The organism is Desulfobotulus alkaliphilus, from assembly GCF_007830435.1.
In the GTDB taxonomy this organism is placed as follows: Bacteria; Desulfobacterota; Desulfobacteria; order Desulfobacterales; family ASO4-4; genus Desulfobotulus; species Desulfobotulus alkaliphilus.
This window is the reverse complement of sequence record NZ_VLLC01000027.1, coordinates 40,837-48,657: the sequence shown is the minus strand read 5'-3', so window position 1 is coordinate 48,657 and position 7,821 is coordinate 40,837. Positions and strand designations below refer to the sequence as shown.

At 50.9% G+C, this 7,821-nt stretch carries 8 protein-coding genes; 3 read left to right on the top strand and 5 right to left on the bottom strand.

The window, feature by feature from the left end; all coding sequences use genetic code 11:
- The coding region (locus tag LZ24_RS17660) for a hypothetical protein (protein ID WP_222427646.1) at positions 1-180 on the top strand (180 nt) is incomplete at its 5' end.
- A 284-nt stretch (positions 181-464) separates the two neighbouring features.
- Here LZ24_RS17660 and LZ24_RS13840 read toward each other — a convergent pair.
- Positions 465-815, bottom strand: coding sequence for a hypothetical protein (locus tag LZ24_RS13840; RefSeq protein ID WP_144686132.1), 351 nt, complete (start codon positions 813-815; stop codon positions 465-467).
- Position 816: 1 nt separating this feature from the next.
- Positions 817-1,773: a KilA-N domain-containing protein gene (locus tag LZ24_RS13835; protein WP_144686130.1), complete on the bottom strand. Its 957-nt coding sequence runs from the start codon at positions 1,771-1,773 to the stop codon at positions 817-819.
- A gap of 955 nt (positions 1,774-2,728) precedes the next feature.
- Between LZ24_RS13835 and LZ24_RS13830 the strand changes: the two genes are divergently transcribed.
- The gene (locus LZ24_RS13830) at positions 2,729-2,935 is read left to right on the top strand and encodes a hypothetical protein (protein ID WP_144686128.1); all 207 of its coding nucleotides are present in this window, start codon (positions 2,729-2,731) and stop codon (positions 2,933-2,935) included.
- A gap of 363 nt (positions 2,936-3,298) precedes the next feature.
- Here the strand turns inward: LZ24_RS13830 and LZ24_RS13825 are convergent, their stop codons facing one another.
- The 3 genes from LZ24_RS13825 to LZ24_RS13815 all read right to left on the bottom strand — a co-directional run bounded on the left by LZ24_RS13825 (position 3,299) and on the right by LZ24_RS13815 (position 6,304).
- A complete protein-coding gene (locus LZ24_RS13825; RefSeq protein WP_246118602.1) occupies positions 3,299-3,964 on the bottom strand; it encodes a tyrosine-type recombinase/integrase in 666 nt (221 codons plus the stop codon).
- 1,400 nt (positions 3,965-5,364) lie between these two features.
- Positions 5,365-5,877: a class I SAM-dependent methyltransferase gene (locus LZ24_RS13820; RefSeq protein ID WP_222427645.1), complete on the bottom strand. Its 513-nt coding sequence runs from the start codon at positions 5,875-5,877 to the stop codon at positions 5,365-5,367.
- Between the two features lie 70 nt (positions 5,878-5,947).
- Positions 5,948-6,304, bottom strand: coding sequence for a DsrE family protein (locus LZ24_RS13815; protein ID WP_144686124.1), 357 nt, complete (start codon positions 6,302-6,304; stop codon positions 5,948-5,950).
- Between the two features lie 292 nt (positions 6,305-6,596).
- Between LZ24_RS13815 and mutY the strand changes: the two genes are divergently transcribed.
- Positions 6,597-7,709: an A/G-specific adenine glycosylase gene (mutY, locus tag LZ24_RS13810; RefSeq protein WP_186443157.1), complete on the top strand. Its 1,113-nt coding sequence runs from the start codon at positions 6,597-6,599 to the stop codon at positions 7,707-7,709.
- Positions 7,710-7,821: the final 112 nt, after the last annotated feature.

Here is a 7,821-nt window from a genome sequence, read left to right as displayed (position 1 = left end):
AAGGTGAAGGCAAGCTCTCTTCCTTCTGTGGTCAGGGAAAAGGGTTACTCCCTGTGGGTCAGAAGAAGGCAGCTTGAAGGCACCGAAGGGCTGGAAGGGCGGCGTAGTACATTGATCTATAGGAAGGTTACTCTCTACTATGCTAAGGTATTACCTAAGATATACCTAAGATTCTCCTAAGAAGCCTCAGATACTCTCTCTCTCCCTATTGCGTGACTGTAAAGAGTTCGTGTAACAGCCTGATATACTTTGTCATATTTACGGAAAAATTCCCAAATCAGAAGCATGACAAGAATTCGCATAACAGGCTGTAACCATTAAACATATTTGCAAAAGGCACTGAAAGCCTTTGGTGCGCCAAAAACAGGCCGGAAGCCAGCCAAAGGAGCGAAGCTCCGCTTCTTAGGGCCAGCCGGGGGCCGACCAGAAGCCAGCTCCCGACCGTTTCCCGGCCTTATGTACCCCTAAGCAGATAGCCCGACCTTCCCGACCACCTTCGGACGCTCCACTGCTGCTGCTTCAGGCTCCGCTTCAGGTGGCGGTATGTGCTTAATCGGAAAGGCTGCCTCTTTCATCAGCTTAGCCATCTTGACCTTCAGATCCACACCACGCTCTGGATAAAGCATGGCGACCATCAGCCAGCACTGTGCCGCATTCAGCATGTGAGGCTTTCTGTGGTTGGGTACCGCATTAAACCCAGGCTCTGCCAAGGCTTCAAATTCTTTCCAGTACGTCCCAAGCATAAGCTTCAGGGTTCTGTGCTTCACTCCGAACGTGTATGACAAATCTCTGGTGCTGTAGATGTGTGTTTTCATGTTAGGCCACCATCGTCTGCTGTGCGGGTCTTCCTGCTGCCAGGATCTCTTTCCGTTCTTTGTAGGAAAGGCCCTGAAGGATCAGCCGTGTGTTCTCTTTCTGAAGCCAGAGAAGCATTTCACGGCCTTCATAAGTCAGAAGATCCCGGAAAGGTGTCTTGCCATACTCCTGCTTGTAAGCGGACGCAGTAAGGCCCGTCACAATCTCACGGATCATATTGTTTTCATTGGAATAATGGAAAGGCTTGGTTGCTTTGCCCTCTGCTGCCCGTACCTTTTTCAAGGCATCCGTCATGGGATGGTAGGACAGTTTCAGGTCTTCCCGAAGGGCTATCTCCAAGGCTTCAGCGGTATCCCCTTTTGCCAGGGCATCGAACGCCTTGAATACTTTCAGGTGGAAGGCCGGATCTATCCAAGCTGCATAATCGTAGGCCAGCTCCCGGCAAGCGTAGGTTCCCTGTGTCTTTGGATTGCCGCCTCTCTGAACGTGAAGGACAGCATCAGAAGCCCGTTCCTCAGATTTGAGGTTCGCTTTTCCGTCAGAAGAGCAAGGCCGGGATTCCGGCATCGCTTTTCCATCAGAATCCCGTTCCTGGGAATCCAGGTTCGCTTTCCCAGGGGCGTGAGTCAGGATGGTTTCCAGTACGGAATCCGGAGATTCAAGCCGGATCATTACTTCTCCACCGATATTTTCATAAACCGTCTTGTCTTCCAGGGCCGGATCAAGATTGACCACGCCTTCCAGCATCGGCACTCCTTCGAACCTTTCCTTTGCAACCTGAAGAACCAGATCCTGCGTTCTCTGACTTCTCAGCCAGTTTCTTACCTGGTGCTTCTTCAATTCCCCGGAGGCTTCATGCAGATCATTCAGGCGGTAAAGCCCGGCTTCATTGCATGTAACGGCAATACCATTGATTACAAGATCCTGGGATGCTGCTGCTGTGATTCTTTTCTTCATAATTTTCTTCTCCTTTTCTTGTGGGAAGTCAGCCGTTCTCTCAAAGGAGGAGGGCTGGATCTTCTCCGGTTAAGTTGTTGATGTGAAGCATGGAACACCCACGCCTCTTTGAATCCACGGACAAGCCTGTGGCTGCTTAGGTTAAGCCCCTGGATTCAAAGTGATTTGGGTATGATTGCTGTGGCTGTTGCTGTGGTACTGTTGGTATGTGATTGCGTATCTCAGCCTTCTTACCCCACCCTGTCCTCTTAAAATCCAGAACAGGAAAGGCTTCAATGTCAGGTGGTTATGGGAAGAAGTGGAGCGTGATAAGAGTTCGTATAAGCCCTTGAAAAGTAAAGGCACTTCCCCCTATAGCGGCCCCTTGAGATTGTTCAATTATTACAGGATGTTACTATGGGCAATCTGGTTAAGTTTTGCGGGTATTTCAGGTAAAACCGAACCAGACAGAAGGATGGAAGGATCGGAAGGCGTGAGAAGATTTTGCTTTCGCCGTTAATAGGGCCTGTATTTATTCCCCGAAGAATCAAGGGTTTACACAAGGGCAATTTGGCAGGACGCATGAAATGAAATGAAACGCTGCTTTCCCTAATAATGGGGCCTGTATTTATCCCCTGAAGAATCAAGGATTTACACTTGGTCAAGTTTTAGAGGGCTGCTGGGAAAAAACGACCTTCTGAAATCGCTCAGGAACAGCGTTCGGGCTTTGGCCTATACGGTAGGCAAGGTGGAATAATGGCTCTGAGAAGCCCCTAAGAAGCGGAGCCGCTCCTTTGGTTGGCCTCTGGTTGGCCTCTGAGAAGCCTTTGGTTGGGTATGTGAAAGGGTATGTGAAAGGGTATGTGAAAGGGTATGTGAAAGGGTATGTGAAAGGGTATGTGAGAAGGTGAAGGAAAGCTCCCGGCCTTGGATCAGGGGCAAGGTCAAGGTCAACGGCCATAAGGAAAAACCCCTTTTGATAAAACCCACACGGGAAGCTCCTGTGTCTGCCCTGGCTTTACCTTGTCGGGCCGTTCGGATCGGTCGGATCGGTCGGATCGAAGAGCTGATCCTTGAAGAGCCGATCCTTGAAGAGCCGATCCTTGCAGGTCTGGCCCTGCTCTCTTCCTTCTGTGGTCAGGGAAAAGGGTTACTCCCTGTGGATCAGAAGAAGGCAGCTTGAAGGCACCGAAGGGCTGGAAGGGCGGCGTAGTAGTCATTGATCTATAGGAAGGTTACTCTTTACTATGCTTAGGTATTACCTGAGATATTGCCTAAGAAGCCTCAGATTACTCTCTCTCCCTTTTGCATTTACTCATAGAGATTCGTGTAACAGTCTGATTTACCTTGTCATATTGACGGAAAAATTCCCAAATCAGAAGCATGATAAGAATTCGCATAACACCCCGTAACCATTAAGCATACTTGCAAAAGGCACTGAAAGCCCTGTTCGGAGTCGATCCTTGCCCTGAGCCGATCCCCTGGCTGGCCCCCGAAAAAGCTTAGGAAGAAAGCCAGATAGGTATGTGAATCTTGCAACCGCTTCTCACAGCTCATTGGCGTACACGCTCTTGATCTCTTCAGCCTGAATGCACAGGTAATCCAGGGTCTGCCTCTGGCTGCTGTGGTTAAAGCACACCATCAGCTCAGGCAATCCCTTCCCGAACGTAACCCGCTGGTGGTATCCCCAGGTCTTCCGCAAGCTGTGGCTTCCATAGTTCCCCTTGAGATTCAAAGCCTTACACCAACTCTTCACAAGCCGATTTACATAGGAAACCGTAAGCGGCCCACGCTGCCCCTGGAAGAGAAGGGCCTCAGCGTCAACTTCAGGCATGGCAGCCAAAAGGCCATTGATTGCGTCCACGGCTGCCTTGTTCACGTTTATGCGTCTTTGTTTACCTGTCTTTTGCTCCTGAATCACAAGTTCATCCATGGGCTGAAGTCCTTCCACCTGGCCTACCGTCAAGCTCAGAAGGTCAGAAGCCCGAAGGTTCGTATTGATTCCCAGGACAAACAGGGCGTAATCCCTTGGCTTGGATCTCAGAAGCTGCTTGATTGCTTTCAGATCCTTGACTTGCTTGATAGGCTCCACGGCTATCTGGCTGCCCTGCTTTGGATTGTTCCCGTTGTTTCCCATGTCGATGCCTTTCTTCCTATGTAAATAAAAGTTAACTCTCGAAAAACGGTAGAGGAAGCTTGGAAATATCCTCAAATGGTGGATACTTTTTACCCACCTGAAGGAGCTGCAAGGATCGTCTCTTTGATCCGAACAAGGCTGGTATGTGGGGAGTTAGGAGGCCACGATATACCAGCTCAATTTCAGGGAGTAAGCCAAGATCCCGCTGAAGCTCTCAGAAGCCCTCAGAAGCTCTCAGATCGATTCTAAGCCTTTCCCTTGTCATTGCCTTGACTTGGAAGCCTTATTGCCTCTCAGTCAATCTCAGGCCCTTCCTGTGCTATTTCCTGGGTGCTGGCGGTACAGGCCCTACTTCATAGCGTACTGAGACAGGAAGCCACCAGAAGCTCTCAGATCGTCTCAAAATCCCATGAAGGCAATCACGCAGGCCCTGAAGCGTTCGTTGATCCTGGGGCATTCTGTGGCCTCACCTGTGGCTTGTGCGGAGTAAGGTTCCTGTCTGTGCCTTGGATCAGTCCCGGTCAGCTCCCGGTCAAGCCTTGGATCAGCTCAGGTCAGCTCCCGGTCAAGCCTTGGTTCAGCTCAGGTCAGCTCCCGGTCAAGCCTTGGATCAGTCCCGGTCAGCTCCCGGTCAAGCCTTGGATCAGCTCAGGTCAGCTCCCGGTCAGCTCCCGGTCAGCCCCCTGTCCCTTCCCGTCAACTTCTGTGGCAATCTTAGGGAAAACTTGACGGGTTGTAAAGCGGAAAAATCACAGCCTCAGCCTGAATCAAGGTCAAGCCCCTGAATCCAAAGGGAAAGCGTGTGCTTACAACTCGTCAACTTTTACTCAAAAGATGACCAGACTTACTCAGGGCCATTTACCCCCCGCCACAATTTCAGAGCCACTTGCACCTATTAAATTGACTGCCACAATCCAGAGCCGCTTGCACCTGTAAAATCAGCAGCCACAATCCCAGGGCCATTTGCACCCCTTCACAATTCCAGGCCCGTTTGTTTCGATGGGCCATACTGCATTCCAGAATCCAGAGAAGAATCCCCGAAGAAAAGTTCCGGCCCGTTTGTTTCGCCTTCCCGATTACATGAAAAAGCTGGCCGCCTCTATCCCTTGGCAAATCGAAAAAAATGTCATGACGTACCGATCCCACGGGGGGGATATTGGGAACTGCAAATACGTAAGCAGGCTTTCACATTTTTGGGCCAAATTTTCAGGGACAAAAAAAAGTACAAAAAACTATTGACAGGCACACGCACTTTATATTATCTTTTGTGAGATTAGGATAACCAGGAGGTTCCCCCTCAGCTCCACCAAATACTTAAAATTATACGCTTTTCTTTTATTTGGGGTTGAATTTGGGAACCTGAATACAAAATTCAGGAACAAATGAGGCCCTTTTTCATGTCCGGAAAAACGTATCTTCCCACCATCCCACATCCTGTTTTTTCCGCCTGACATTTCCCGTTGCCCCTCGCACGATCATTCCAGCACCCAGCCCAGCCAGTCCGTTCCTGCCCCGGATCTCTGACGACGGAAAAAAAGAATATCCCGGCCAAGTCCCTTCCAAAGGCTTTCGGCCCTTTCCTGTTCCCAGAGATAAAAAATCCGTCCGTTTTTATCCCTGTACGTCCCTTTCCCTTCCTTCAGGGAGACATAAATCCTGCCACCGTCAGCAAGAAGGCAGCCAAGCCTCTCCATGACAGAGATCACCTTTTCTTCGGACAGGTGCACAAGGGAGCCAGAAAAAAGAAGGCCTTCCACCTTCATATCCTTAAAATCCCAGGTTTCAAAATCCGCCTGCCATACCCTGCAGCCGGAATATCTTTCTGCAAAATCCACAAGCTCAGGAGAACGGTCCAGGCCTTCCGCATGGAAGCCCTGTGCCTTCAGCCATTTCAGATCCCTGCCCGATCCGCAGCCCACATCAAGCACCCTTGCCCCCCGGGGAAGGGAGTGCACAAAATCACTGAGAAACAAGGAAGAATCTGCCATCCGCGTTCTTTCAATGAATGCGTCTGCCATCTCCCGGTAATATGCAATCACTTTTTTCTCATTCAGAATATCAGGGTTTGATATAGGCACAGCCCTCCTCCTGCTGAAGGCGAACCAGCTCCAGAATTCCCGCAGCTACGGTTTTCATGCCGGAAGGCAGTTCAGAAACATCCACACCCTTGGCCCTGAGGGCGTTCTGGCAGGCAACAAAATGGACACCTGCCTCGGCAAGACCGGAAAGTCTTTCCGCCAGATCCGGCTGCAGTCCGCGGAAAAGCAGAACACCGGGACCATTCACGACAAAGTGGGCATTCACATGGGCCGGACCACCCGCAGCCCGGATCAGGTTTTCAAGATTGGTCAGTCCGATGCCCAAACGTTTGGCATCGGGGTCATCCATATGCAAAACCACATTCAAAACAGCCATAAAAGCCTCCCTTTTTTCCTCATTGTTTTAAGGTCATGGTTTTCATACCCGTATCCACCCGGCATTTCAAGATGCCTTTTCCCTGTGCAGGAAGCCATGTATCTGTTATGGCCTTGAAAGGAAATCCCTTCAGGCTGGCACAAGCTTCCGCAGCCTGTCCGGAATGAAAAAAGCTCTGCCTGCCCGACCACAGATAAGAAAGGGGCTTTTCACTGGCCAGCATGGCGGGGTCTTAGCGGATGGCCCCTTGATCCTGCTGCCCTCAACCAGCCCGACTACCGAAGGAACAGGGATGCACTTTCCACCTTCTGAAAATGAAATCAGCACATTCCGGACAACACTTCTTCAATGGTATCAGAACACCAAACGGGACCTGCCATGGCGCAGAACCAGAGATCCCTACGCCATATGGGTTTCTGAAGTCATGCTCCAGCAGACCCGTGTGGATACGGTGATTCCCTATTATGAAGCCTTTATGGAAAAATACCCGGATATGGCTTCCCTTGCCCGGTCAGAACCCGAAGCCCTCCTAAAAAGCTGGGAAGGTCTTGGCTACTACAAAAGACTTCAAAATCTCAAAAAGACCGCCCTTTTCCTGACGGAAACCAATGATGCCAGACTGCCATCGGATTTCCAATCCCTCAGAGAGCTTCCCGGCATTGGCGACTATATTGCCGCAGCGGTCAGCTCCATTGCCTTTCACGGGAAGGAAGCGGTGGTGGATGGCAATGTGAAGCGGGTTCTGGCAAGACTTTTCACAGATCCTGCACCGGTTAATATTTCCTCCAGTCACAGGCACTTTCTCAGGCATGCCTCCCTGCTCCTTGACCCCGAACAGCCGGGAGAAGCCAATCAGGCACTGATGGAACTGGGCGCCATGGTCTGCACCCCTGCCCGCCCCTCATGTGACGGCTGCCCCGTCTCTTTTTCATGCGAGGCCCTGCATACGGATAATACCCGGAACTACCCTGTCCGTCAGCCTAAAAAAATCATTCCCTTTTACCCGGTTGCCTGTGCGGTCATCGTCAATGAACGGTTTGACATCCTCATTACCAAAAGACCGGAAACGGGCATGCTTCCCGGATTCTGGGAATTCCCCGGTGGCCGGTGTGAAGGGAAGGAAAGCGGGATGGATGCCTGCATCCGTGAAGTGTTTGAAGAGACAGGTCTCAAGATTGAAAAGCCTGAAAAGATCTGCACCATCCGCCACGCCTATACCCATTTCCGCATCGAAATGAGCCTTTTCATCTGCCGTATCACGGAAAAAGAACGCCAGAATCTTAAGCCCATAGAGCATCGGTGGATACCCCATGGAGAACTCGATACCCTTGCCTTTCCTGCGGCAAACCGTAAATGCATGCCTGCCCTGTCCGCATGGTTTCAGGCGCATAATGCCAGCCCATAACCCTGCAACCCCAAAACAGGCCAGCGCCCTTCCCTTTTCCCGAAGGAAGGCAGGCAAAAGAAACCATCGGACAAAAATGTCACCTTTTCACTAAGCCCGCACCTGATTCCGT

Coding starts and splice junctions, on each gene's coding strand:
- LZ24_RS13840 (WP_144686132.1), bottom strand. CDS start 815: ATGAAAACACACATCTACAGCACCAGAGATTTGTCATACACGTTCGGA.
- LZ24_RS13835 (WP_144686130.1), bottom strand. CDS start 1,773: ATGAAGAAAAGAATCACAGCAGCAGCATCCCAGGATCTTGTAATCAAT.
- LZ24_RS13820 (WP_222427645.1), bottom strand. CDS start 5,877: ATGGCAGATTCTTCCTTGTTTCTCAGTGATTTTGTGCACTCCCTTCCC.
- LZ24_RS13815 (WP_144686124.1), bottom strand. CDS start 6,304: ATGGCTGTTTTGAATGTGGTTTTGCATATGGATGACCCCGATGCCAAA.
- mutY (WP_186443157.1), top strand. CDS start 6,597: ATGCACTTTCCACCTTCTGAAAATGAAATCAGCACATTCCGGACAACA.